This is a genomic window from Streptomyces sp. NPDC047072 (assembly GCF_040643855.1).
Taxonomy (GTDB): Bacteria; Actinomycetota; Actinomycetes; order Streptomycetales; family Streptomycetaceae; genus Streptomyces.
On sequence record NZ_JBEYVC010000043.1, the window covers coordinates 1 to 25,241 of the forward strand.

Genomic DNA, 25,241 nt, shown 5'->3' on the forward strand with positions numbered 1-25,241 from the left:
GAGAACAGCCAGGGCCGCGCTCGGCTCAGCCGCCTGGAGTGGGGTGGGTGAAGTGCAACCTCCTTAGGGGCGCGGGGAACTGCGCGACCAGCCCACCACTACCCGCACCCCGCAAACCACAGGTCCAAGCACTATCGACCCGCGACAACCTCCGCTGCCGCCCGCCCACACACCCGTGCCGCCCCGTGCGTCGCGATGTGTAGAGCGCCCCGCGCAGGTGCCTGCGGAACGCCCATCTCCACCACGATCGTGTCGGGGCGTTCCCGCAGCAGGACGTCCAGGGCCGTCGACATCCAGGCGTGCCGGTGCTCGTCGCGGACCACGGCGACGATACGGCGGGACCCGGCCGCCTTCAGCGCCTCCGCCCCCGCGTTGTCGCCGGTGTGGCTGCCGGTCAGGGTGCCCGGGAGGAGTCGGGACAGTTCCGCCCCCACACCCCACGGCGTCTCCGAACCCACCGCGATGTTCGCCACCGGCGTGAGCGCGGCGACGTAGGGCGCCTCGGTGAGGGGCGTGAAGCCCGCCCGCCCCGAGACCGTCACCGCGCGGCGGGCCGCTCGCAGGCCCACCTCCGGATCGGCGCCGGTGTCGGACTCCAGGTCGGTCGCGGTCACGGCCCAGCGGGCCAGCGCGCGGACCCGCTCCGCCGCGTCGGCCAGCCGGGACTCGGGGAGTTCGCCCGAGCGGACGGCGGCGACGAGGGCGTCGCGCAGCCGCCGTACCGTCTCGTCGTCGGCGAGGCCCCCGCCCACGCAGATCGCGTCCGCACCGGCGGCGACGGCGAGGACACTGCCGCGTTCGATGCCGTAGGTGCCGGCGATGGCCTGCATCTCCATGCCGTCGGTGACGATGAGGCCGTCGTAGCCGAGTTCGCCGCGGAGCAGGTCGGTCAGGACCCGTGGCGACAGCGTCGCCGGGCGGTCGGGGTCCAGGGCCGAGATCAGGATGTGGGCGCTCATCACCGCGCGGCTGCCGGCGGCGATGGCGGCGCGGAAGGGCCGCAGTTCGCGCTCCAGCAGCACCGAGGCGTCGGCGTCGATGCGGGGCAGGGCGAGGTGGGAGTCGACGGCGGTGTCGCCGTGGCCCGGGAAGTGCTTGGTGCAGGCGGCGACGCCGGCCGACTGGAGGCCGGTGACCCAGGCGGCGGTGTGGCGGGCGGCCAGGTCGGAGGAGGCGCCGAAGGAGCGGACGCCGATCACCGGGTTGTCGGGGTTGGAGTTGACGTCCGCGGAGGGCGCCCAGTTGAGGTTGACCCCGCAGGCGGCGAGGCGGCGGCCCAGTTCGGCGGCGACCTCGCGGGTCAGCTCCACGTCGTCGACCGCGCCGAGGGCGTGGTTGCCGGGGAAGGAGGAGCCGGTGCGGGCCTCCAGGCGGGTCACGTCCCCGCCCTCCTCGTCGATCGCGACCAGGATGTCGTCGCGTTCGGCGCGCAACTGCGCGGTCAGGGCCGCGAGTTGTTCGGGCGAGGTGATGTTGCGGCCGAACAGGCCCACCGAGGCGAGGCCCTCGCCCACGCGGCGCAGCAGCCAGTCGGGGGCGGTGGTGCCGGTGAAGCCGGGCTGGAGGACGGTGAGGGCGTCCCGAGTCAGGGTGTCTGTGCCGCTGGCGAATGTCGTCATCGGGGGGCGTTATCCCTTCACGGCGCCCGCGGTGAGGCCCGCGGCCATCTTGCGCTGGACGAGGAGGAAGAGGACCACGATCGGCACGGCCATCATGGTGGAACCGGCCATCATCGGCGCGTATTCGGTGCCGTGTTTGGTGGTGAAGTTGCCGAGCCAGACGGTCGCGGTCTGGTGCTCCTGGCTGAGCAGCATGAGGGCGTACAGGTACTCGTTCCAGGCCTGGATGAAGGCGTAGACCGAGGTCGCGACCATGCCCGGGGCGAGCAGGGGGAAGACCACGCGGATGAAGGCGGTGGTGCGGGAGCAGCCGTCCACCATCGCCGCCTCCTCCAATTCCTTCGGGATGTTGACGATGAAGCCGCGCAACGTCCACACCGTGAAGGGGAGGATGAAGGTCAGGTACGTGATGACCAGGCCCGACAGCTTGTCGTACTGGTCGAGGTCGTTCAGGAGCAGGAAGACCGGGATGATCATGGCGACCAGCGGGACCATCTGGACCGCGAGGATGCCGACGATCACGACCTTGCGGCCGCGGAAGGCGAAGCGGGAGATGGCGAGCGCGGCCAGGGTGCCGACCACGATGCCGATCGCCACGACCGACAGGGAGACGATCAGGCTGCGGCCGACCGGGCCCCAGAAGTCGGCGATGTCCAGCGCGCGGCTGAAGTTGTCGAGGGTGATCCCCGTCGGCAGCAGGCTCGGGTCCGGGTCGATGGCGTCCTTGGCCGGCTTGAACGCCGTGTTGAGCATCCAGTAGACGGGGAAGCCAGCGGTGAGGAAGACGAGGAGACCGAGGAGGTTCCAGCCGAGCCGGGACTTCCGGCGCGCCACAGAGACAGAACTCATTCGACCTCTCCGATCTTCAGCATCTGCCGCATGTAGACGGCGACCACGCCGAGCAGCAACAGCACGGTGATCAGGGCGATCGCCGAGCCCTGCGCGTAGTCGTTGACCACGAAGGCGCGGTCGTAGGAGTACGTGGGCAGGATCTGGAACTCCGGCTCCGGGTGGCCGTTGCGCATGATGAAGACCTGCGGGAAGACGCCCATGTCCCAGATGACCGACAGGGTCGTGAGCATCACGATGATCGGCTTGAGGATGGGCAGGGTGACGTACCGGAAGACGCCCCAGGCGCCCGCGCCGTCCAGCCGGGCCGCCTCCTCCAGCTCGGCCGGGACCTGGGTGAGACCGGCGCTGAGGGTGATGACGACGAAGGGCACCGCGCCCCACACCACGAGCAGGGTGATGACGGCGAGGCCCTGCGGTCCGCTGGCGAACCAGTTGTGGCCGATCAGATCGACCCCGGGGAGCTTGCTGAGCAGCGCGTTGAGGATGCCGTAGTCGGCGTCGAAGAGCCACTTGAAGACGGTGGTGGCGACGACGATCGGCATGCCCCAGCTGGCCACCAGCGCGATGTTGATGAGGAGCTTCACCCAGCCGGAGACCCGCTGGAGCAGCAGCGCGATGAGCATGCCGGAGACCATCGTGAAGATCACGCAGGCGGCCGCGAAGACGATGGTCCTGACGACGACCGTCCAGAAGTCGCCGTCACCGAGGATCGCGGTGAAGTTGTCGAAGCCGACCCACTGGGCGGGCAGGAAGCCCCACAGCTGGGACTGCCCGAACTTCTGGAAGGACAGGGTCACCAGGCGGACCAGCGGATAGCCCATGACCAGGCCGAGGATCAGCAGGCAGGGCGCGAGCAGCAGCCAGGGGGTGGCGGCGGAGCCCTGCTTTCTGCGGGTCGCCACGGGTGGAGAGGGCGGTGGTACCGACATCGGCGGCGGCACCTCGGTGGGTGTGGTGGTGTCTGCGGCACTCATCGCGCGCTCCTCAGGCCGTACGAGAAGCAGGGCCCCGTCCGTCGCGACGGGGCCCTGCTCCTGCTCACTTCGTGTTGATGACCTTGTCGATCTGCTCGTCGGCCGCCTTGGCCGCCGCCTCGACGGACTGCTTGCCGGTGCCGATGCTCTGGAGCATGTTCTGCAGGACCTGGGCCTTCTCGACCTGGCCCCAGCCGGGCGCCATGGGCACGAACCAGTTGGACTCGGCGGCGGTGGCCGGAACGGCGGTCGCCGGGTCGTTCTTCAGGGTCGCGAGGTCGGTCTTGTTGTTGGGCAGGTTGCCCTTGGCCATCAGGCCCTTCTGGCCGGAGGGACCGACGTACGCGTTGATCCACTCGGCGGCGAGGTCCTGCGCCTTCGACTTCACCGGGACGGCGAGGTCGGAACCGCCCAGGAAGACGGGCATGTTCTTGCCGGACGGACCCGGCATGACGAAGTTCTCGAGGTTGTCCTTGAGCTTGCCGGTCTTGTCGTTCTTCGGGTCCGCGGAGGTCGCGCCCTCCCAGGCCGCGCCGAAGATCATGCCGGACTTGCCCTGGCCGTAGACGATGTAGCGGTCGGACTCGTCCTTGGTCTTGTCACCGTGCATGTACTTGTCGATGACGTTCTTGAACTCGGTCAGGCCCTTGATGGACTCCGGCGAGGAGAGGTTGGCCTTCCAGGTGCCGCCCGAGTCGACGGCGATGGAGCCGCCGGCGTCGTAGACGAACGACATGGCCGCGTACCAGTCGCGGGTGGGCTGGTACCAGGCGGAGAACTTGTCGCCCTCCTTCTTCTGGACCTTGTCGAGGGCGGAGGTCAGTTCGGCGTAGGTCTTGGGGGTGGACTTGACGCCGACCGAGGCGAAGAGGTCCTTGCGCCAGTTGCCGACGCGGCCGCCGGCGTAGTACGGGACGCCGTAGGTCTTGCCGTCGTAGGTCACGGAGGCCTTGAGGCCGTCGAGCCACGCGGAGGAGTTGGTGAACTTCGAGGCGTCGAGGGGGGCGAAGGCGCCCTTCACCATGTAGCCGAGCATCTCGGTGTTGCCCATCTCGACCACGTCGGGGGCCTTGTCGGTGGCGAGGACCGCGTCGAGCTTGGTGTTCTTGTCCGGCCAGCCGTAGTACTCGTGCTTGATCTTGACGCCGGGGTGCTTCTTCTGGACCGCGGCGTCGGCGGCCTTCACCAGCTCGGGCCAGTTGTTCTGGGCGTCGACGGTGAGCCAGACGGTCAGCTCCTTGGCGTCCGCGCCGCTGTTGTCCGAACTTCCGCTGTCGCCGCCCCCACACGCCGCGACCGAGACCATCATGCCCGCGATACCGATCGCGGCTATCAGCCTGCGCTTCACGCCACCCTCCTCAGGGATGCCACACCCCCCTGCCCATGGGCCGGGACCTGGACCAATGGTGTAGACCAGTAGGGGGAGCTTGGACCAGACCAGAGGACCTGTCAAGAGTGCTCGAAACCGCCCTGACCAGCCGTTATGCGACCTACATATGCAGGAACCATTAGTAAAGAAGCCAGCGAAAACAGCGGCGGCGGAGTACTCTCGTCCGCTAGACCACTTCAACCCGTGGACCAGACCTATGGACTAGACCAGAAGCCGGGTCGGCGATATACAGAGGGATCACGACGTGAGCCGCATCCGGAGCCGGGAAGGCAGACCATGACCACCGACGTCAGCAGTGCGGAGAACGAGGGCGGGGCAGGCGTCCGCACCGCGCGTGTGCCCAAGTACTACCGCCTCAAGAAGCACCTGCTCGACATGACGGAGACCCAGTCGCCCGGCACGCCGGTACCGCCCGAGCGCACCCTGGCCGCCGAGTTCGACACCTCCCGCACGACCGTCCGCCAGGCGCTCCAGGAGCTGGTGGTCGAGGGGCGCCTCGAACGGATCCAGGGCAAGGGCACGTTCGTCGCCAAGCCGAAGGTCTCGCAGGCGCTGCAACTCACCTCGTACACCGAGGACATGCGCGCCCAGGGCCTGGAGCCGACCTCGCAGCTGCTGGACGTCGGCTACATCACCGCCGACGACCGGCTCGCCGAACTGCTCGACATCACGGCCGGCGGCCGGGTGCTGCGCATCGAGCGGCTGCGCATGGCCAACGGCGAGCCGATGGCCATCGAGACGACCCACCTCAGCGCCAAGCGCTTCCCCGCGCTGCGGCGCAGTCTGGTGAAGTACACCTCTCTCTACACCGCGCTCGCCGAGGTCTACGACGTCCATCTCGCCGAGGCCGAGGAGACCATCGAGACCTCGCTGGCCACCCCGCGCGAGGCGGGCCTGCTCGGCACGGACGTCGGCCTGCCGATGCTGATGCTGTCCCGGCACTCGTACGACAAGACGGGCGAGCCGGTGGAGTGGGTGCGGTCGGTGTACCGGGGGGACCGGTACAAGTTCGTGGCCCGCCTGAAGAGGCCGGTCGACTAGTGCACGCCCTGTAGCGCAAGCGCACATCCTGTTCTACGGTCCTCCCGACTCCGTCTGGACGGGAGGACCGCCTCGTGCGTACCGCGAACGTCCGAACCATCGTCATCTGGACCGTCGTTGCGCTCATCGGCGCGACCGGCTGGTCCGTCCTCGCGCTGGCCCGCGGCGAGAACGTCTCCGCCGCCTGGATGGTCGCCGCCGCCCTCGGCTCGTACGCGATCGGCTACCGCTTCTACGCGAAGTTCATCGCGCACAAGGTCCTCAAGGTCGACCCGACCAGGGCCACCCCGGCCGAACGCCTCGACAACGGCATCGACTTCCACCCCACCGACCGCCGTGTGCTGCTCGGCCACCACTTCGCGGCGATCGCGGGCGCGGGCCCGCTCGTCGGCCCGGTCCTCGCCGCGCAGATGGGCTATCTCCCCGGCACGATCTGGATCATCGCCGGCGTCATCTTCGCGGGCGCGGTCCAGGACATGGTCGTGCTGTTCTTCTCCACGCGCAGGGACGGCCGTTCGCTCGGGCAGATGGCCCGCGAGGAGATCGGCCCCTTCGGCGGCGCGGCCGCGCTGGTCGCCGCCTTCGCCATCATGATCATCCTGCTCGGCGTGCTGGCCCTGGTCGTCGTCAACGCGCTCGCCGCCTCCCCCTGGGGCACCTTCTCCATCGCGATGACGATCCCGATCGCCCTGCTGATGGGCTTCTACCTGCGGGTCCTGCGCCCGGGCCGGGTCAGCGAGGTCTCCCTCATCGGCGTAGCACTGCTGCTGCTCGCGCTGGTCGCGGGCCGCTGGGTCGCCGAGTCGTCCTGGGCCGACACCTTCACCCTCGCGCCCTCGACGCTGGTCGTCTGGCTGGTGGCGTACGGGTTCATCGCCTCGATCCTGCCGGTGTGGATGCTCCTCGCGCCCCGCGACTACCTCTCCACCTTCATGAAGATCGGCACGATCGGCCTGCTCGCCCTCGGGGTCGTCATCGCCCTGCCCACGCTGAAGATGGACGCGGTCACGGACTTCGCCTCGCGCGGTGACGGCCCGGTCTTCGCGGGCTCCCTGTTCCCCTTCGTCTTCATCACGATCGCCTGCGGAGCCCTGTCGGGTTTCCACTCTCTGATCTCGTCCGGTACGACGCCGAAGATGATCCAGAAGGAGACGCAGGTCCGGATGATCGGCTACGGCTCCATGCTGATGGAGTCGTCGGTCGCGATCATGGCGCTGGTCGCGGCGAGCATCATCGACCCGGGCCTGTACTTCGCGATGAACGCCCCGGCCGGGGTGATCGGCACGACCGTCGACAACGCCTCGCAGGTGGTGAGCGGTTGGGGCTACTCCATCTCCCCCGCCGAGCTCGCCCAGGCCGCGAAGAACGTCGAGGAGGCGTCCCTGCTCTCCCGCACCGGCGGCGCGCCGACTCTCGCGGTCGGTGTCTCGGAGATCTTCTCCAAGGTCACCGGCGGGAGCCTGAGGGCCTTCTGGTACCACTTCGCGATCATGTTCGAGGCGCTGTTCATCCTGACCGCGCTGGACGCGGGCACGCGCGTGGGCCGGTTCATGCTCCAGGACATGCTGGGCAACGTCATCAGGCCGTTCAAGAACGTGAGTTGGAAGCCGGGCCTGGTCATCACCAGCGGGATCGTCTGCGCGCTGTGGGGCTACTTCCTCTGGGTCGGCGTCCACGAACCCTTCGGCGGGATCAACCAGCTCTTCCCGATCTTCGGCATCTCCAACCAGCTGCTCGCCGCCGTCGCCCTCGCCGTCTGCACAACCCTGCTGGTGAAGTCGGGCCGTCTCAAGTGGGCCTGGATCACCGGGGTCCCGCTCGCCTGGGACGCGACCGTGACCCTGACCGCCAGCTTCCAGAAGGTGTTCTCCGGCGACCCCAGGGTCGGCTTCTTCAAGCAACGCTCGGTCTACCAGGCCGCGATCGACCGCGGCGAGGTCCTCGCCCCCGCGAAGACCATGGACGACATGCACACCGTGGTCACCAACTCCACGGTGGACGGAGTCCTTTCGGCGGTCCTCGCCCTGCTGATCGTGGTCGTCGTCGCCGACGCCCTGCGGGTCTGCGTACGCCATGTCAGGCGCCCGGCGCTGTCCACGCTCAGCGAGTCGCCGTACGTCGAGTCGAGGATCGTCGCCCCGGCCGGGCTGGTCCCGACGCGGGCGGAGAAGGAGGAGGCGCGGGATGCGGTCTCTTCTTAAAGCGCTGCGGACCGTGCGCTGGTACGTCCGCGAACTGACCGACGAGTCGGCGTACGACCGCTATGTCGTGCACCTGCGCAGGGACCACCCACAGGCGCCGGTGCCGACGCGGCGCACGTTCGAGCGGATGCGGACGGAACGGCAGGAAAGAGACCCCCGCCAGGGCTTCCGGTGCTGCTGAACGGGTGCTTCACAGAATCGACATACCGATATGCGGATGAGGTCTTCCGCCGACGGGACGCCGTGACCTAGATTGCCTGCGCGTTACACAGGTGATCAGCGAAGGAGACGGAGCCGCCGTATGTCATCAGACGCGCCTGACCAGAGACCACCGGTGGTGACACCGGTCCGGGTCGTCATCGGCCTGTGCCTCCTCGCACCGTTCGTGGCGATGCTGTGGGTCGGCTCGTACGCCAAGGTCGACCCGACGTTCATCGGCATCCCGTTCTTCTACTGGTACCAGATGCTGTGGGTGCTGATCTCGACCGCGCTGACGATGATCGCGTACAAGCTCTGGCAGCGTGACCAGCGCGCCCGCCACGGAGGTACCAAGTGAACGACGGCGTCAACGGCGTCGCGCTCGGCGTCTTCATCTTCTTCTTCCTGGCCGTCACGGTCATGGGCTTCCTCGCCGCGCGCTGGCGCAAGGCCGAGAACGAGCACAGCCTCGACGAATGGGGCCTGGGCGGACGGTCGTTCGGCACCTGGGTCACCTGGTTCCTGCTCGGCGGCGACCTCTACACGGCGTACACCTTCGTCGCCGTCCCCGCGGCGATCTACGCGGCGGGCGCGGCCGGCTTCTTCGCGGTGCCGTACACGATCCTCGTGTACCCGCTGATCTTCACCTTCCTGCCCCGCCTGTGGTCGGTCTCCCACAAGCACGGGTACGTGACGACCTCGGACTTCGTGCGCGGGCGCTGGGGCTCCAAGAGCCTCTCGCTGGCCGTGGCCTTCACCGGGATCCTGGCGACGATGCCGTACATCGCGCTCCAACTGGTCGGCATCCAGGCCGTGCTGGACGTGATGGGCGTCGGCGGCGGGGCGGACACGAACTGGTTCGTCAAGGACCTGCCGCTGCTGATCGCCTTCGGCGTGCTGGCCGCGTACACCTACTCGTCCGGGCTCCGCGCCCCCGCGCTGATCGCGTTCGTGAAGGACACGCTGATCTACATCGTCATCGCGGTGGCGATCATCTACATCCCGATCAAGCTGGGCGGGTTCGACGAGATCTTCAGTGCCGCGAACGAGAAGTACACCACGGCCAAGGCGGGCGGCCTGGTCCCGCTGGAAGCGGGCCAATGGACGTACGCCACGCTGGCGTTGGGCTCCGCGCTCGCGCTCTTCATGTACCCGCACTCGATCACCGCGACGCTCTCCTCCCGCAGCCGTGAGGTGATCCGCCGCAACACCACGATCCTGCCGCTGTATTCACTGATGCTCGGCCTGCTGGCCCTGCTCGGCTTCATGGCGATCGCGGCGGGCGTGAAGGTCACCAACGGCCAACTCGCCATCCCCCAGCTGTTCGAGAACATGTTCCCGGACTGGTTCGCGGGCGTGGCGTTCGCGGCGATCGGCATCGGCGCGCTCGTCCCGGCGGCCATCATGTCGATCGCGGCCGCGAACCTCTTCACCCGCAACATCTACAAGGACTTCATCAAGCCGGACGCCACGCCGAAGCAGGAGGCGCAGGTCTCCAAGATCGTGTCGCTGCTGGTGAAGGTCGGCGCGCTGGTCTTCGTCCTCACGATGGACAAGACGGTCGCGATCAACTTCCAGCTCCTGGGCGGCATCTGGATCCTCCAGACCTTCCCGGCCCTGGTCGGCGGTCTCTTCACCCGCTGGTTCCACCGCTGGGCGCTGCTCGCGGGCTGGGCGGTCGGCATGGTCTACGGCACGGTCGCGGCGTACGGCGTGGCCTCCCCCACCCAGAAGCACTTCGGCGGCTCGGCGAAGGAGATCCCGGGCATCGGCGAGATCGGCTACATCGGCCTGACGGCGTTCGTGCTCAACGTGGTGGTGACGGTGATCCTGACCTTCGCGCTGAAGGCGCTGAAGGCCCCGGAGGGCGTCGACGAGACAAGCCCGGAGGACTACACGGCGGACGCGGGCGACCCGGGGGTGGAGGTGGAGTTGCCGCCGGCGACAGCGGGGTCGGCCCACTAGGCACACCGTTCACGGGCCGTCGGAGAGGTTGTCCGGCGGCCCGTTGTCGTGCCCGTCGTGCACACTCACCCCCATGGACATCCTGATCCGCCCCGCCGAACCCACCGACTACGAACACCTGGGCGAGATCACCGCCCAGGCCTACCTCCAGGACGGGCTGCTCGCCTTCGGCGACGAAGACGACTGGTACTTCCAGGAACTCAAGAACGTGGCCAAGCGAGCCGCGGAAGCCGACGTCCTGGTCGCCGCGACGGACGACCGAATCCTCGGCGGAGTCACCTACGTCCCGTCCGGCGGCCCCTTCGCCGAACTCGCCCGCCCCGGAGAGGCCGAGATCCGCATGCTCGCCGTATTCCACGAAGCCCGCGGCAGAGGCGTCGGCAAGGCCCTCGTACAAGCCTGCATCGACCGGGCCCGAGCAACGGACACCACCGCGGTGGTCCTGTGCACCCAGCCCACCATGCACACGGCCCACCGCATCTACGAGCGCCTGGGCTTCACCCGCGCCCCGGAACGCGACTGGCACCCGATCCCCGACAACGACTTCACGCTCCTCACCTATCAGTTGACGCTCTGAAGTCACCACGACACAACATATGGGGCTGCTTCCCCCACCCGGCACAAGATGTATGCTCATGCTCGCTGTCGCCGCAGGGGAATCCGGTGGGAATCCGGAACTGTCCCGCAACGGTGTACTCATGCGTGCATAGGCGCACATGAGAGTCAGTCCGAGGACCTGCCGACAGTGTGCCCGGCCGCCGTGGCCCGGGTGCAACTGACGTCCAGGCCTCGTGGAATGGGCCGGTGGACGCGACGCCGTGCGCGCTCGTGTGCCGCCCCCTGCCCTCCAGGCCCCGTGCCCAGCGAGGGAGAGCCCCACGTGACCATCGCGCCAGCCGACCCGGCTTCAGCGATCGAGCGGACCGAGCAGGACCACGACGGCCCCGGTGCCGCGCTACTGCGGATCCTGGCCGAGCTGACCGCCGACCTTCCCGACGCCGACCCCGGCAGGGTCGCCGCCGCCGCGCTCCGTGGCCGGTCCGCGCGGGCCGACGAGTCGGAGTTGCGCGAGCTGGCCACCGAGGCGGCGGCCGGGCTGATCTCCGAGGACCCCGCCTACAGCAGGCTGGCCGCCCGGCTGCTGACGATCTCCATCGCCGCCGAGGCCGCCTCGCAGGGCGTCACCTCGTTCACCGGGTCCGTCGGCGTCGGCCACCGCGAGGGCCTCATCGCCGACCGGACCGCCGAGTTCGTGCGCGTCCACGCCGAGAAGCTGGACGCCCTCGTCGACCCCGCGGCCGACGACCGCTTCGGCTACTTCGGCCTCCGTACCCTCCACAGCCGCTACCTCCTCCGGCACCCGATCACCCGCAAGGTCATCGAGACGCCCCAGCACTTCATGCTCCGGGTGGCCTCCGGCCTCGCGGAGGACGACACCGCAAGGGCGCTCGACGAAGTCGCCGCGCTCTACGGCCTCATGAGCCGCCTCGACTACCTCCCCTCCTCCCCCACCCTCTTCAACTCCGGCACCAGGCACCCCCAGATGTCGTCCTGCTACCTCCTCGACTCCCCGATCGACGAGCTGGACTCCATCTACGACCGGTACCACCAGGTCGCCCGGCTCTCGAAGCACGCCGGTGGCATCGGGCTGTCGTACAGCCGGATCCGCTCGCGCGGGTCCCTCATCCGCGGCACCAACGGGCACTCCAACGGCATCGTCCCGTTCCTGAAGACGCTGGACGCGAGTGTCGCCGCCGTGAACCAGGGCGGCCGGCGCAAGGGCGCGGCCGCGGTCTACCTGGAGACCTGGCACTCCGACATCGAGGAGTTCCTGGAGCTGCGCGACAACACCGGCGAGGACGCCCGCCGTACGCACAACCTGAACCTCGCGCACTGGATCCCGGACGAGTTCATGCGCCGGGTGAACGCGAACGCCGAGTGGTCGCTCTTCTCACCCGCCGATGTGCCCGAGCTGGTCGACCTGTGGGGCGAGGAGTTCGACGCGGCCTACCGGAAGGCCGAGGCCGACGGGCTCGCGCGCAGGACCATCCCTGCCCGTGACCTCTACGGCCGCATGATGCGCACCCTCGCGCAGACCGGCAACGGCTGGATGACCTTCAAGGACGCGGCCAACCGCACCGCCAACCAGACGGCCCTGCCCGGGCACACGGTCCACTCCTCCAACCTCTGCACGGAGATCCTGGAGGTCACGGACGACGGCGAGACGGCGGTCTGCAACCTGGGGTCCGTGAACCTCGGCGCGTTCGTGGACGGAAACGACATCGACTGGGAGCGGCTCGACGAGACCGTCCGCACCGCCGTCACCTTCCTCGACCGCGTCGTCGACATCAACTTCTACCCGACCGAGCAGGCGGGCCGCTCCAACGCCAAGTGGCGTCCCGTCGGCCTCGGCGCGATGGGTCTCCAGGACGTCTTCTTCAAGCTGCGCCTGCCCTTCGACTCGCCCGAGGCGAAGGCCCTCTCCACGCGGATCGCCGAGCGCATCATGCTCGCCGCCTACGAGGCCTCCGCCGACCTCGCCGAGCGCAACGGCCCGCTGCCCGCCTGGGAGAAGACCCGTACCGCGCAGGGCGTGCTGCACCCCGACCACTACAGCGTCGAGACGAACTGGCCCGAGCGCTGGGCCGCGTTGCGCGAGCGCATGGCCACCACGGGCCTGCGCAACAGCCTGCTCCTCGCCATCGCCCCCACGGCCACCATCGCCTCCATCGCGGGCGTGTACGAGTGCATCGAGCCGCAGGTCTCGAACCTGTTCAAGCGCGAGACGCTCTCCGGCGAGTTCCTCCAGGTCAACTCCTACCTGGTCAGGGACCTCAAGGAGCTGGGCGTCTGGGACGCCCGCACCCGGGAGGCGCTGCGCGAGGCCAACGGCTCGGTGCAGGACTTCGCGTGGATCCCGGCGGACGTACGACGGCTGTACCGCACGGCGTGGGAGATCCCGCAGCGCTCCCTGATCGACATGGCCGCCGCCCGCACGCCGTACCTGGACCAGTCGCAGTCCCTGAACCTCTTCCTGGAGACGCCGACCATCGGCAAGCTCTCCTCGATGTACGCGTACGCCTGGAAGTCCGGGCTGAAGACGACGTACTACCTGCGCTCGCGCCCGGCGACCCGTATCGCCCGCGCCGCCCAGGCGACGGTCCCCGTCCAGCAAACGGAAGACGCCATCGCCTGCTCCCTGGAAAACCCCGAGTCCTGCGAGGCCTGCCAGTAATGTCCAGCCGTAACACCAACCTGCTCGACCCGGGCTTCGAGCTGACTCTGCGCCCCATGCGCTATCCGGACTTCTACGAGCGCTACCGGGACGCCATCAAGAACACCTGGACCGTGGAGGAGGTCGACCTCCACTCGGACGTGGCCGACCTCGCGAAGCTGACGCCCGAGGAGCACCATCTGATCGGCCGGCTCGTGGCGTTCTTCGCGACGGGCGACTCGATCGTCGCCAACAACCTGGTGCTGACGCTCTACAAGCACATCAACTCCCCCGAGGCGCGCCTGTATCTCTCCAGGCAGCTGTTCGAGGAGGCGGTGCACGTCCAGTTCTATCTGACCCTGCTGGACACCTACCTCCCCGACCCGGCGGACCGTGCGGCCGCCTTCGACGCGGTGGAGAACATCCCCTCCATCCGCGAGAAGGCGGAGTTCTGCTTCCGGTGGATCAACGAGGTCGAGAAGCTCGACCGGCTGGAGACCAAGGCCGACCGCCGCCGCTTCCTGCTCAACCTGATCTGCTTCGCCGCGTGCATCGAGGGCCTCTTCTTCTACGGCGCTTTCGCGTACGTCTACTGGTTCCGCAGCCGGGGCCTGCTGCACGGCCTCGCCACCGGCACCAACTGGGTCTTCCGCGACGAGACGATGCACATGAGCTTCGCCTTCGACGTGGTCGACACCGTCCGCAAGGAGGAGCCGGACCTCTTCGACGAGCAGCTCCGGCAGGAGGTCACCGACATGCTGGCGGAGGCCGTCGAGGCCGAGCTGCAGTTCGCCCGTGACCTGTGCGGCGACGGCCTGCCCGGCATGAACACCGACTCGATGCGCCAGTACCTGGAGTGCGTCGCCGACCAGCGTCTGACCCGCCTGGGCTTCGCTCCGGTGTACGGCTCCGAGAACCCCTTCTCCTTCATGGAGTTGCAGGGCGTCCAGGAGCTGACGAACTTCTTCGAGCGCCGCCCGTCGGCCTACCAGGTCGCGGTCGAGGGCACGGTCGACCTCGACGAGGATTTCTGACCGCTCTGCTAGGGACGGCCCATGGAGCGTCCATGGGCCGTCCATGAGCCTGCTATGGGGCAGCAAAGTTCTCCTGCCACCGCTTCTCCCGCCTCTTTCCACCCGGCTAGCTTCTGGCACGTCATGCTCATGACTGCGTGATCTGCCGCCGCTACGCGCGTCACGGGCCTGCCTGTAACCCCACCGATGGAGGCAGTACCCCATGCGTGAAACCCCCCGACGGAGCCTGCGAAGACTCCTGACCACCGCGATACCCGCCCTCGCCCTCGGCCTCGCCGGAGTCGCGGCCGTACCGGCGCACGCGGCGCCGACAGCCACCCACACCTCCCGGGTGACCCAGAACAGCAAGGCCCTCACCTCCCCCGACCGGCAGACCTTCCACACCACCGGCAAGGCCGGCCAGAAGGTCCCGACCACCCACCTGTGCGCCACCCCGGCCGCGGGCCACGCGTCCTGCTTCGCCCAGCGCCGCACCGACATCAAGCAGCGCCTCGCCACCGCGCTGGCCGCCGCGGCGCCCTCCGGCCTCAGCCCGGCCAACCTGCACAGCGCGTACAACCTGCCCTCAACAGGCGGTTCCGGCCTGACCGTTGCGGTGGTCGACGCCTACAACGACCCCAACGCCGAGTCGGACCTGGCCACTTACCGCTCGCAGTACGGCCTCTCCGCCTGCACCAAGGCCAACGGCTGCTTCAAGCAGGTCAGCCAGACCGGCTCCACCACCTCGCTGCCCACCAACGACACCGGCTGGGCGGGTGAGGAGGCGCTGGACATCGACATGGTCAGCGCGGTCTGCCCGAACTGCAACATCACGCTCGTGGAGGCGAGTTCGGCCAACGACTCCGACCTCGGCATCGCCGAGAACGAGGCCGTGTCCCTGGGCGCCAAGTTCGTCTCCAACAGCTGGGGCGGCGACGAGTCCTCGTCCCAGACCAGCGAGGACACCTCGTACTTCAAGCACCCGGGTGTCGCCATCACCGTCTCCTCCGGTGACTCCGCCTACGGCGCCGAGTACCCGGCAACCTCCCAGTACGTGACGGCGGTCGGCGGTACGGCCCTGTCGACGTCCTCCAACTCCCGCGGCTGGACCGAGTCCGTCTGGAAGACCAGCTCCACCGAGGGCACCGGCTCCGGCTGCTCCGCGTACGACCCGAAGCCGAGCTGGCAGACCGACACGGGCTGCACCAAGCGCATGGAGGCCGACGTCTCCGCGGTCGCCGACCCGGCCACCGGCGTGGCGGTCTACGACACCTACGGCGGCTCCGGCTGGGCGGTCTACGGCGGCACCAGCGCCTCCGCCCCGATCATCGCCGGCGTCTACGCCCTCGCGGGCACCCCGGGCTCCAGCGACTACCCGGCGAAGTACCCGTACTCCCACACGAGCAACCTGTACGACGTCACCAGCGGCAACAACGGCTCCTGCTCCACGTCGTACTTCTGCACCGCGGCCACCGGCTACGACGGCCCGACCGGCTGGGGCACCCCCAACGGCACCACCGCCTTCACCGCCGGGACCTCCACCGGCAACACGGTGACCGTCACCAACCCGGGCAGCCAGTCGACGACGACGGGCGGCACGGCAAGCCTCCAGATCAGCGCGACCGACAGCGCGGGCGCGACCCTGACCTACAGCGCGAGCGGTCTGCCGACCGGGCTGTCGATCAGCAGCTCCACCGGCAAGATCACGGGCACGGCGTCCACCGCGGGCACCTACCAGGTCACCGTCACCGCGACCGACTCCACCGGCGCCTCCGGCTCCGCCTCCTTCACCTGGACCGTGGGCTCCAGCAGCAGCACCTGCACCTCGTCCCAGTTGCTCGGCAACCCCGGCTTCGAGTCGGGCAACACCACCTGGACCGCGTCCAGCGGGGTCATCACCAACTCCACCAGCGAGTCGGCGCACGCGGGCTCCTACTACGCCTGGCTGGACGGCTACGGGTCGAGCCACACCGACACGCTCTCCCAGTCGGTGACCGTCCCGAGCGGCTGCAAGGCGACCTTCACGTTCTATCTGCACGTCGACACCGCGGAGACCTCCACCAGCACCGCGTACGACAAGCTGACGGTCACCGCCGGTTCGACCACCCTGGCCACCTACTCCAACCTCAACGCGGCCACCGGCTACGTCCAGAAGTCCTTCGACCTCTCCTCGTACGCCGGCTCGACCGTGACCCTGAAGTTCAGCGGCGTGGAGGACTCCTCGCTCCAGACCAGCTTCGTCCTCGACGACACGGCCGTCACGACGAGCTGACCCGGATCCAGGAGTAGGGGTCGTACGTCCAAGAGGGGAGAGGAGACCCCCATGCGTCGTACGACCCACCGCACCACCCTCGCCCTCGCCGCCCTGACCCTGCTGGCAGCGGGCTGCGGCACCCAGGCAGGCGGCGACGGGGGTGACGGCGACACGGTGTCGCCGTCACCCCCGTCGGCATCGGCATCACCCGGCTGTACGTCCGTCTCCGAGCTCGGCGCGACGGACAGCGGCAAGACCGTCTGCCTGGCCGTCGGCGATACCGTCCGGATCAGTCTGGACGGGACGAACAGCCGCCCCTGGGACCCGTTGTCCGCGGAGGGCAGCGGCCTGGAGGCCACCAACAGCGGCTTCGTCATCCAGCCCGGGGACGCGAGCGCCGCGTACAAGGCGGTCTCGGCGGGCCGGGTGCGACTGAGTTCGTCGCGACCGCTGTGCGCCACCGAGACCGGCCGGGTCTCGTGCAAGGGCATTCAGGAGTGGTGGGTCGCCGTGGTGGTGAAGTAGCGCCGCTGCGCCCGCCTGATCTGCCGGTCGACACGCTTGTCGTGCACGATGCCGATCACCGACGGGAGGACCAGGAGCACGAGGATCGCGAGAACGGTGAGCATTCCGATCAGTCCTTCTGTCTGCGCGGATGTCATGTCACTACTGTCGCGCCCCAGACTCCTGACAAACAGTGGCAGGACTGCCGCGTAGCCTCGAATTACTGCCACCCCCGAGGCATACTGGCAGCATGCTGACGAACGTGGCGGCCGTCCTGCTCAACGGCGTGCACCCCTTCGAACTCGGCGTCGTGTGCGAGGTGTTCGGCATCGACCGCAGCGACGACGGACTGCCGGTCTACGACTTCGCCGTGGTCTCGGCGGAGGGCCCGACGCTCGGCACCCATGTCGGCGGGCTCAGCGTCTCCACGCCGTACGGCCTGGAGCGGCTGGAGGAGGCCGACCTGATCGCCGTGCCGGCGGGCAGCGAGTACGTCACCCGGGAGTACCCGCCCGAGCTGCTCGACGCCCTGGTCAGGGCCACGGACCGGGGTGCGCGGGTGCTCAGCGTCTGCTCCGGCGCGTTCGTGCTGGGCGCGGCCGGGCTGCTGGACGGGCGGCGGTGCAGCGTGCACTGGAAGCACGTCGACGAGCTGGCCGTGCGCAACCCGCGGGCGATCATCGAGCCGGACGTCCTGTACGTCGACGAGGACCCGGTGATCACCTCCGCGGGCACCGCCGCCGGCATCGACGCCTGTCTGCACATCGTCCGCAAAGAGCAGGGCCCCGAGGTCGCCAACAAGATCGCCCGGCGCATGGTGGTGCCGCCGCACCGGGACGGCGGACAGGCGCAGTACATCGAGCGCCCGCTGCCCGCCTCGCCGTGCGACACGGTCGGCGAGGTGCTGGTGTGGATGGAGCGCCACCTCGACGAGGAGGTCACCGTCGAGCAGCTCGCCGAGCGTGCGTTGATGTCCCCGCGCACCTTCGCCCGCCGCTTCCAGCAGGAGACGGGCACGACGCCCTACCGCTGGATCCTGCGCCAGCGGGTGCTGCTGGCGCAGCGGCTCCTTGAGGCGACGGACGAGACGGTGGACGCGGTCGCCGGCCGCACGGGGTTCGGCACCGCGGCGGCGCTCCGCCACCAGTTCCTGCGCACGGTCGGGACCACCCCGAACGCCTACCGCCGCACCTTCCGGGGACCGGAGGCCGCCTGACGGCCCACCTCAGTCGTTCGCGACCACGGGGTAGCGGGGCTCGTTCTCGGCCATCTGCCGCAGCGCGTCCTTGCGTTCGCGCTTGGAGAGCCGGTCGATGTACAGGTAGCCGTACAGGTGGTCGGTCTCGTGCTGGAGGCACCGGGCGAAGTAGCCGGTGCCGCGCACCTTGACCGGGTTGCCCTGCTCGTCCTGGCCGGTGACCTCGGCGTAGTCCGGGCGGGCGAGTGACGCGTAGGCGGTCGGCACCGACAGGCAGCCCTCGTTGCTGTCGTCGAGCCGGCGCTTGTCGGCGGGCAGGTCGACGAGCTTGGGGTTGCAGACGACACCGACGTGCCGCTTGCCCTCGTCGTCCTGGCAGTCGTAGACGAAGACCTTCAGGTCGACGCCGATCTGGTTGGCGGCGAGCCCGACACCCTCGGCGGTGCGCTGCGAGGCGAACATGTCCGCGACCAGCTGCTGAAGGTCGTCGCCGAAGTCGGTGACGTCCTTGCACTCCTTGTGCAGCACGGGGTTCCCGACGACGGTGATGGGCCGCGAGGTCCCCCGCTCCCGCCAGGCGTTCTCCCGCTCCTCGGTCTCCTCGGTGTCGACGACGAACCCGTCGTCGTCGACGGGAAGCACGCCCACGTGCTGCTGATCGGTGTCCTGCTGCGCCATGACCGACGGATGCCTTCCTAGAAACCTTGGATTCAGTGCTACAGGGTACGGCTCCGAAGGCTGCGGCGATTCTCAGCAGACCTCTTCGAGGTCCCGCCAGTCCCGGGAATCAGGGCTGTCCGCAACCCACCCGTCCAGCAACCCCCGCACCAACGAAGCCGGCGCAGCCACCCCGCACTCGCGCTCCGGCACCCACAACTGCCCATCCGTCCGATGCCCCAGCGGCCCCGGATGCCCCGGCTCGCTGTGGTCGTGGGGATCCAGATGCTCCCCGTCGCCCTCGTCGGACGGCATCCGCGACTCGGAACAGGTCCGGCAGAGCAGCCGTACCGAAGAGGACCAGTCCTCCGCGGCGAACCCGGCGTCCGCGGCCAGTTGCTCCAGCGCGTCCCGGTCGGCCTCGGTCTCCGCCTCCAGGAGCACCACCCACGTCGGCACCGGCGAGGGCGCCCACAGCTCGATCTCGTCGAAGACGGGGTACGCGTGTCCGGACGCGGTGGTCCGCTCGCCGTGCGGCACGCCGTCGTGGAGCACGACCTCGCCCCAGCGCCGCCCGGACGACGGCAGCGGGATCGACAGCACCTCCACGCGCGCGGGGTCCAGCCGCCGCCCCCACACGACCTCGGCCTCCCCCTCGGGAGACAGCCGTACGGCCGCGCTGCCCAGGTCCATGCCGAGCGGCTCGACGGAGGCGGTCGCCCCGCCGGGCACCTTCAGCCCGTACGCCTGCCAGGCGCGCCGGGCCAGCGGCCAGTCCTGGAGCGCGGTCGCGGCGATGCCGACGTTCCACCAGTCGGGCGCCCCGGTCTCCCGGTCGAGCAGTGCGACGGCCCTGAGGCCCGCGGCGCGCGCCTGCTCCCAGTCGTGCCGGAACTTGTGCAGCAGGGCGAGGTTGAACCAGGACTCGGAGAGCCAGGGCTCCAGGTCGGCGGCACGTGTCAGCAGCGCGCCCGCGTCCTCGTACCGGCCATCGCCGATGAGCGTGAACGCGCGGTCGGTGGCCTGCCGCCAGGAGGCGGAGGGCCGGTGCCGTCCCTTGCCGAAGATCCTCACGATTCCCGCCTGCCAGTTCCGTCGAGTGGGCTGGCTGTGCCCCCGGACACCCTCTCTCTCGCATCCAACCATGTGCGGCCGGAAGGGCGCTCATTACCCATGGGTTACCCCACTCCGGGTGAGGTCAGACAGTCTCTTGACAGGACTCTGGCCAGCGCCTCCACGACCTCCGGAGCGTAGTCCCCGGCGGTGGCCAGGCGCAGCTCCTCCAGCGCGGTGAGGGATCCGCCGGGCCCGGCCGCGCGCGCCTTCTCCTCGTACGCGTTCACCGCGCGCACGATCCGCGCGGCCGGCGGCTGCTCCCTACAGGGGTCGGCCTGCCGTTCCACGACCACGGCGACCGCCGCGTCCACCCCGGTCTGCCGTACGACGGCCCCGCCGAGCAGCGCGATCCGGCGCTGTTCGGCGACGGGGAGGCAGGCGGTGGCCCCGGCGGGCACCGGGTCGACGAGGCTGAGCTGGCCGATGTCGTGCATGAGGGCCGCGTACTCCAGGACGGTGAGGGCGGGGCCGGACATCCCGAGGTCCCGGCCGACGGCCCGGCTGAGCGCGGCGACCCGGTGCGCGTGCCCGGCGGGGGTGTATCCGGCGATCTCGGTGGCCCGGGCGAGGGAGGCGATGGTCTGCCGGTAGGTGGAGCGGACGGCCGCGTACCGGCGCAGGGACAGCTGGGTGAGGAGCAGCGGCAGCGAGAAGACGGGCAGCGCCCACAGTCCGGCGACGGCGACCGCGAGCGCCATCACCGCGCCGGTGGCGACGACGGCGGACCCGATCCCGGGCAGCGCCCGCAGCTCGTCCCTGAGCAGCGGGGCGAAGGGCCAGCGGGTGCGGGAGTGTGCCAGGGCCGCCGCGAGAACGGCGCCGCACAGCGCGGTGAGGGAGAGCAGGGCGAGCAGCAGCAGGGCGTAGGCGGGGCCGCCCCAGCCGGCGAACGCGCCCTGGTTGTAGAGGGGTTGGAAGCAGACGGCGGCGAATCCGACGGTCAGGACGCGGCGGGCGCACTGGTCCGCGCCGGGCCCCTGGCCGCGCGCGATGTGCGGCACGCTGCCGACGAGCCCGGCGGCGAGGACGACGGTGACGACCTGGGCAGGGCCGTGGTGGGTGGGCTGCCCCGCGTTCTCCCCGAGCAGGGCATACGCCAGCGCCCCGGCGGCCCCGAGCGGAGCGGCCTCCCGCACGAACGGGCCCCCGCGCCGGGTGAGTTCCCCTACGGCGATCAGCACCCCGAACGCCAACGCGGTCCCGCGCTCCTCCAGCCCGTTCCAGAGAGTGACGACGAGGGAGAGGAGGACGAGGAGGGCGGCGGCGAGGTGGACGAGGGTGGCGAGGGCGGGGCGACGACGGGCAAGGGTCGGGCGGGGCGTCATGAGTGGCCTCGGAGATCTGGCGGGCGGGGCGTCATCGGCGGCCTCGGGAAACCGGCGGGGCGGGGCGTCATCAGCGGCCTCGGGAAACCGGCGGGCGGAGACCGGGCGCCTCGGCGCGTCCCGGGCCGGCCTGCGCCGCCGCGCACCTCATCGGCGGCCCCCGGGACGCTCCGCCGCTGTCGGCGCCGGTACCTCGCAGGGCCGTTCCTCGTCCGCCGTCACCGTCGGGTGCCAGCCCTCGCGGGCGAGCGCGCGGACCAGGGCCTCGACCATGCGGGGGTCGAACTGCGCCCCGGCGCACCGCTCCAGCTCCTCCAGCGCGGCCGGTACGGGCCGGGCCCGCCGGTAGGAGCGGGTCGACGTCATCGCGTCGAAGGCGTCGGCGACCGCCACCACCCGCGCCGACTCCGGGATCTGACTTCCCATCAGCCCGTACGGGTACCCGCTGCCGTCGAGCCGCTCGTGGTGATGGAGTACGGCGGCCCGGGCCTCCCCGAGGAAGGAGATGCCCCGCACCATCTCGTGCCCGTACTCGGGGTGCAGCTCGATCACCCGCCGCTCCTCGGGCGTCAGCGGCCCGTCCTTGCGCAACAGCCGTGTGGGCACCCCGAGTTTGCCGACGTCGTGCAGGATCCCGGCGAACCGCAGCACCTCGGTGCGGGCCTCGTCCATGCCGAGTTCGCGCGCGATCATCATCGACGCCTGTCCGACCCGCTCGCTGTGCCCGCGGGTGTACCCGTCCTTGATGTCGACGGCCTGCACCAGCGCGCGGATGGTCGCCTGGTGGGCCGCCCGCTCCCGGTGGTACTGCGCGAACACCCACCACGACACGCACATCGGCAACAGCACGAGCAGCGCGGCGACCGGACCGTAGGGACTGCGCCAGAGCACGGCCATCATCAGCCCGGCGAGCCCGTGCACGGCGATCGGAGCCAGGGAGCGGGCGAGGAGACCGCGCCAGGCAAGTCGTACCGGAACCCTCTCGGCGAGCGCGAGGATCCCGCCGTCCAGGGCGCTCAGCACCAGGCAGAAGGCGAGCACCGCGGCCCCGGCGGGCAGCAGCGCGTACGGGAAGTCGGAGTCGACGACCGCGTCCCGGCCGCCCAGCGCCCAGTGCGTCCGCGAGGCCGCCCATACGGCGACCGCGAGTTGGGCCGCCCGCCAGCTCCGTCTGAGCCACGGGGCCCGCTGCCCGGCCGGCGAGAGCAACGCACCCGGCAGCGGTACGAGGGCGGCTGCGGGCGGTGGCAGCAGGAAGGCGCCGGCGAGGAGGACGGGGTAGAAGGTGCCGGTGAACTTCAGCCGGGCGGCGGCCTGTTCACCTCCGACGTACAGCGCGGCGAGGAGCGCGACCGCCCACCAGGGCGTACGGACCGTGGGCAGCGGCAGCACACAGCACAGGGCGGCGACGGCCACGCAGCCGACGTACGCCCGGGCCCGTGCCGGAACCGCCTCCATCACGCCCCGGAGCCTAGGGCGGGTGCGGGACACCCTGTGGGCTTATGAACCGCGGATTAGCACGTTCGAGTGACCGGATCGCTGTTGCCGGGACAACCGTTCGGAATCTGAAGCGAGTTCACTGCGCCACGTCCGCGGCGAGCACCTTCCTCAGCTCCTCCACCGCGGCCGGCGACTCCCGCTGGAACGCGGCGAGGTCGAGTCCGTCGTCGCCCTTCACGGTGAGCAGGGCGCGCTCGCCGACGGCCACCACGATGACGTGTCCCGATCCGCAGCGGGCGACCACCTCGCGCAGCGCGCCGACCCCCGCCGTCTCGGCCATCCTGCGTCCGACCCCGAGGGTCGCGGCGGCGAGCGCGGCGACGGACTCCGGGTGGACGGTGTCGGCGTCGGCCACGACCAAAAGGCCGTCCACGGTGGACAGGACGCTCTCCGAGACTCCCAGCACCCGTTCACGCAGCGAGGTCAGAATGCCGGTCAGGGAATCGGGCGGTGGGATCTCGGACATATGACGTGCTCCTTGTTCCCGGCATATGCCGGTACTGGTATGGTCCAGTCGGGTCGACGGAGCCGACGGCCTCACTCGGGCTCCGGAAGGGCGCGCAGCGCCCGGCGGACGCGCTGAAGCGTCTCGATCGAGGGTTGGTCGGCGGCGAGGTCCTCGGCCGACAACAGGGACATCAGTCCGGGTGGGGGCGGTGCGGAGGCCGGCGCCTCACCGCGTCGCGGCAACGGCGGGCATAAGGAGCCGGGTTCGGCTTCCGGGGCTTCCGGCTCTTCCGGGGCGGGGTTCGCGACCGTCGTCGCTTCTTCTGGTGGCTCTGTGGGTTCTTCTTCTCGCTGTGCCGGTGTGCTTCGTCCACGTGCGGATGCGGCCTTGCCCGACTGCTTCTTCTTGCGGGCTCCGGCCCTCGATCTCACTATCCGCCCCTCCCCTTCTGCCCCGGATCGCGCCCGGGCAGCCCGCTGCCGGGTCGGCGTTTCGGCAGGGCCGTGGTCTTCGGTACGGCTCCCGTGGCGGAGGTGTCCGTCCGCGGGACGCGCGGTGCGGTGCTCGGCCGGGTGTCGGAGGCGGGCCGGGGCTGCCAGCGGACCAGGCCCAGGGACTCCAGCCGGACGAGGTCCAGGAGGACGGCGTAGAGTCCGCGGCCCAGCGTGAAGGCGATGTCCCGGGCGGTCCGGCGGCCGTTGACGCAGCCGAGGACGTCCTGCTGCCGGGGCGCGAGCCATCCGGCCGCGGTCTCGGGGCTCTCGACCCGTTCGGGCCGGACACGTGTCAGTTCACTCGGCGGCCCCCACAGCCGGGTCAGCCAGGCCGTCCGCCGCGCGGTCTCCTCGGTCAACTGCCGTGGTTCGAAGCCCGGTTCGGCGACGAGCGCGGGCTCGGGCCCGCTCACCTCGCGCTCCCCCGGCGGACTCAGGGCCATCGCGAAGGCGCCGTCGAACACGGCGGCCGCGCAGCAGACCTCGAACTCGGCGGCGCCGATCAGTCCCGTGGCCACCAGGTGTCCGCCCAGCCGGTCCGCGTCGGGCTCGGCGGCGGTCGCGGCCAGCCAGTCCTCGTCGGTGATCCGGCCGGAGGTCAGCAGCGTCGAGGTGACGGTGGGCGCGCCCGGGGTCTCGATCGCGCCGATCAGCCCGTCGCGCAGATGGATCGTTCCGCCGGGGTGGCCCGAGACCCGGACCGTCCCGCTGAAGCGCTCGTCGCGGAGCTGCTGCAGGAGGGCCGGCACGTTGCGGACCGCGGAGGGTGTCACGCGAGCACCTCCTTGGCGTGGTCGCCCAGACTCCTGAGGGCCAGCGCCACGTTGACGCGTTCCCGGTCGAGTCCGGCGGCCAGCAGCAGGGGGTCGCCCGTCGGGCGCACCACGGAGAACAGCACCTGATGGCGTTTGGCGCTGGTGGTGACCACGCTCTCCAGCTCTCCCCCGGCTCCCGCCGCGCCCAGCCGTTCGGCGATCAGGGCGGCGAGTTCGCAGATCTCGGTGGCGTCCCCCGCCTCGCCGAGGTCGCCGGCGGCGCCGTAGGTCAGGCCGGTGACCGCGTCGACGAGCGCGACGCCCGTGACCCCGGGGGAATCGAGGAGCCGGTCCAGGGACGTCCGGAGCGCTGTCGTCACTTCCCCCATTCCCCCTCCATCCGTCTACGCCGCACAGTACTTTGAGCGTCAACTTCCATAACAGGCAAAAAAGTTGACTTTCCAAGACCCGAGAGTCACTCACGTTCGATCGTAGATGGCCGGACATCGACCGGTCAGCAGCA

The 25,241-nt window shown here is 70.1% G+C and carries 23 protein-coding genes and 1 riboswitch; of the genes, 11 read left to right on the forward strand and 12 right to left on the reverse strand.

Annotation, left to right across the window (positions count from 1 at the left end):
* Positions 1-131 precede the first annotated feature (131 nt).
* The 4 genes from ABZ896_RS20170 to ABZ896_RS20185 form a co-directional block, all read right to left on the reverse strand.
* A complete protein-coding gene (locus ABZ896_RS20170; protein WP_360930478.1) occupies positions 132-1,619 on the reverse strand; it encodes a glycoside hydrolase family 3 protein in 1,488 nt (495 codons plus the stop codon).
* 9 nt (positions 1,620-1,628) lie between these two features.
* Complete coding sequence (locus ABZ896_RS20175; RefSeq protein WP_360930481.1) at positions 1,629-2,468, reverse strand: carbohydrate ABC transporter permease; 840 nt, start codon at positions 2,466-2,468, stop codon at positions 1,629-1,631.
* Positions 2,465-3,445, reverse strand: a complete 981-nt coding sequence (locus ABZ896_RS20180; RefSeq protein ID WP_360930484.1) for a sugar ABC transporter permease — start codon at positions 3,443-3,445, stop codon at positions 2,465-2,467. The genes ABZ896_RS20175 and ABZ896_RS20180 overlap by 4 nt, the downstream gene beginning before the upstream one ends.
* A gap of 64 nt (positions 3,446-3,509) precedes the next feature.
* A complete protein-coding gene (locus ABZ896_RS20185; RefSeq protein ID WP_360930487.1) occupies positions 3,510-4,793 on the reverse strand; it encodes an extracellular solute-binding protein in 1,284 nt (427 codons plus the stop codon).
* Between the two features lie 318 nt (positions 4,794-5,111).
* Between ABZ896_RS20185 and ABZ896_RS20190 the strand changes: the two genes are divergently transcribed.
* From ABZ896_RS20190 to ABZ896_RS20235, 10 genes are all read left to right on the forward strand, one after another.
* Positions 5,112-5,876 carry a GntR family transcriptional regulator gene (locus tag ABZ896_RS20190; RefSeq protein WP_360930490.1) on the forward strand — a complete coding sequence of 255 codons (765 nt, stop codon included), beginning with the start codon at positions 5,112-5,114 and terminating at the stop codon, positions 5,874-5,876.
* A gap of 74 nt (positions 5,877-5,950) precedes the next feature.
* Positions 5,951-8,077, forward strand: coding sequence for a carbon starvation CstA family protein (locus ABZ896_RS20195; protein ID WP_360930493.1), 2,127 nt, complete (start codon positions 5,951-5,953; stop codon positions 8,075-8,077).
* Positions 8,061-8,258 (forward strand): YbdD/YjiX family protein, encoded by a 198-nt coding sequence (locus ABZ896_RS20200; RefSeq protein WP_360930496.1) that lies wholly within the window; start codon positions 8,061-8,063, stop codon positions 8,256-8,258. Before ABZ896_RS20195 ends, ABZ896_RS20200 begins: the two co-directional genes overlap by 17 nt.
* Before the next feature lie 120 nt (positions 8,259-8,378).
* Positions 8,379-8,633, forward strand: a complete 255-nt coding sequence (locus ABZ896_RS20205) for a DUF3311 domain-containing protein (protein WP_360930499.1) — start codon at positions 8,379-8,381, stop codon at positions 8,631-8,633.
* Positions 8,630-10,240 carry a monocarboxylate uptake permease MctP gene (gene mctP, locus ABZ896_RS20210; protein ID WP_360930502.1) on the forward strand — a complete coding sequence of 537 codons (1,611 nt, stop codon included), beginning with the start codon at positions 8,630-8,632 and terminating at the stop codon, positions 10,238-10,240. Before ABZ896_RS20205 ends, mctP begins: the two co-directional genes overlap by 4 nt.
* Before the next feature lie 73 nt (positions 10,241-10,313).
* Complete coding sequence (locus ABZ896_RS20215; protein WP_360930505.1) at positions 10,314-10,817, forward strand: GNAT family N-acetyltransferase; 504 nt, start codon at positions 10,314-10,316, stop codon at positions 10,815-10,817.
* 22 nt (positions 10,818-10,839) lie between these two features.
* Positions 10,840-10,999, forward strand: a riboswitch (cobalamin riboswitch).
* Positions 11,000-11,120: 121 nt separating this feature from the next.
* The gene (locus ABZ896_RS20220) at positions 11,121-13,475 is read left to right on the forward strand and encodes a ribonucleoside-diphosphate reductase subunit alpha (RefSeq protein WP_360930508.1); all 2,355 of its coding nucleotides are present in this window, start codon (positions 11,121-11,123) and stop codon (positions 13,473-13,475) included.
* Complete coding sequence (locus ABZ896_RS20225; RefSeq protein ID WP_360930511.1) at positions 13,475-14,488, forward strand: ribonucleotide-diphosphate reductase subunit beta; 1,014 nt, start codon at positions 13,475-13,477, stop codon at positions 14,486-14,488. Before ABZ896_RS20220 ends, ABZ896_RS20225 begins: the two co-directional genes overlap by 1 nt.
* 202 nt (positions 14,489-14,690) lie before the next feature.
* Positions 14,691-16,739, forward strand: a complete 2,049-nt coding sequence (locus ABZ896_RS20230) for a putative Ig domain-containing protein (RefSeq protein ID WP_360930514.1) — start codon at positions 14,691-14,693, stop codon at positions 16,737-16,739.
* Positions 16,740-16,790: 51 nt separating this feature from the next.
* Complete coding sequence (locus ABZ896_RS20235; RefSeq protein ID WP_360930517.1) at positions 16,791-17,246, forward strand: hypothetical protein; 456 nt, start codon at positions 16,791-16,793, stop codon at positions 17,244-17,246.
* On the opposite strand, the gene ABZ896_RS20240 is transcribed toward ABZ896_RS20235, so the two are convergent.
* Positions 17,213-17,383 carry a hypothetical protein gene (locus tag ABZ896_RS20240; protein ID WP_360930520.1) on the reverse strand — a complete coding sequence of 57 codons (171 nt, stop codon included), beginning with the start codon at positions 17,381-17,383 and terminating at the stop codon, positions 17,213-17,215. The two genes, ABZ896_RS20235 and ABZ896_RS20240, sit on opposite strands and share 34 nt — an antisense overlap.
* A 92-nt stretch (positions 17,384-17,475) precedes the next feature.
* Between ABZ896_RS20240 and ABZ896_RS20245 the strand changes: the two genes are divergently transcribed.
* Positions 17,476-18,441: a helix-turn-helix domain-containing protein gene (locus tag ABZ896_RS20245; RefSeq protein WP_360930523.1), complete on the forward strand. Its 966-nt coding sequence runs from the start codon at positions 17,476-17,478 to the stop codon at positions 18,439-18,441.
* 9 nt (positions 18,442-18,450) lie between these two features.
* On the opposite strand, the gene def is transcribed toward ABZ896_RS20245, so the two are convergent.
* From def to ABZ896_RS20280, 7 genes are all read right to left on the reverse strand, one after another.
* Positions 18,451-19,101: a peptide deformylase gene (gene def / locus ABZ896_RS20250; RefSeq protein ID WP_360930526.1), complete on the reverse strand. Its 651-nt coding sequence runs from the start codon at positions 19,099-19,101 to the stop codon at positions 18,451-18,453.
* A 72-nt stretch (positions 19,102-19,173) separates the two neighbouring features.
* Positions 19,174-20,154, reverse strand: coding sequence for a hypothetical protein (locus tag ABZ896_RS20255; protein ID WP_360930529.1), 981 nt, complete (start codon positions 20,152-20,154; stop codon positions 19,174-19,176).
* A gap of 104 nt (positions 20,155-20,258) precedes the next feature.
* A complete protein-coding gene (locus tag ABZ896_RS20260) occupies positions 20,259-21,521 on the reverse strand; it encodes a metal-dependent phosphohydrolase (RefSeq protein WP_360930532.1) in 1,263 nt (420 codons plus the stop codon).
* A gap of 147 nt (positions 21,522-21,668) precedes the next feature.
* On the reverse strand, positions 21,669-22,979 hold the full coding sequence (locus ABZ896_RS20265) for an HD-GYP domain-containing protein (protein WP_360930653.1): 1,311 nt from the start codon (positions 22,977-22,979) through the stop codon (positions 21,669-21,671).
* Between the two features lie 118 nt (positions 22,980-23,097).
* Positions 23,098-23,487: a roadblock/LC7 domain-containing protein gene (locus ABZ896_RS20270; RefSeq protein WP_360930536.1), complete on the reverse strand. Its 390-nt coding sequence runs from the start codon at positions 23,485-23,487 to the stop codon at positions 23,098-23,100.
* 412 nt (positions 23,488-23,899) lie between these two features.
* On the reverse strand, positions 23,900-24,736 hold the full coding sequence (locus tag ABZ896_RS20275; protein WP_360930539.1) for a hypothetical protein: 837 nt from the start codon (positions 24,734-24,736) through the stop codon (positions 23,900-23,902).
* Positions 24,733-25,107, reverse strand: a complete 375-nt coding sequence (locus ABZ896_RS20280; protein ID WP_360930541.1) for a hypothetical protein — start codon at positions 25,105-25,107, stop codon at positions 24,733-24,735. The genes ABZ896_RS20275 and ABZ896_RS20280 overlap by 4 nt, the downstream gene beginning before the upstream one ends.
* Positions 25,108-25,241: the final 134 nt, after the last annotated feature.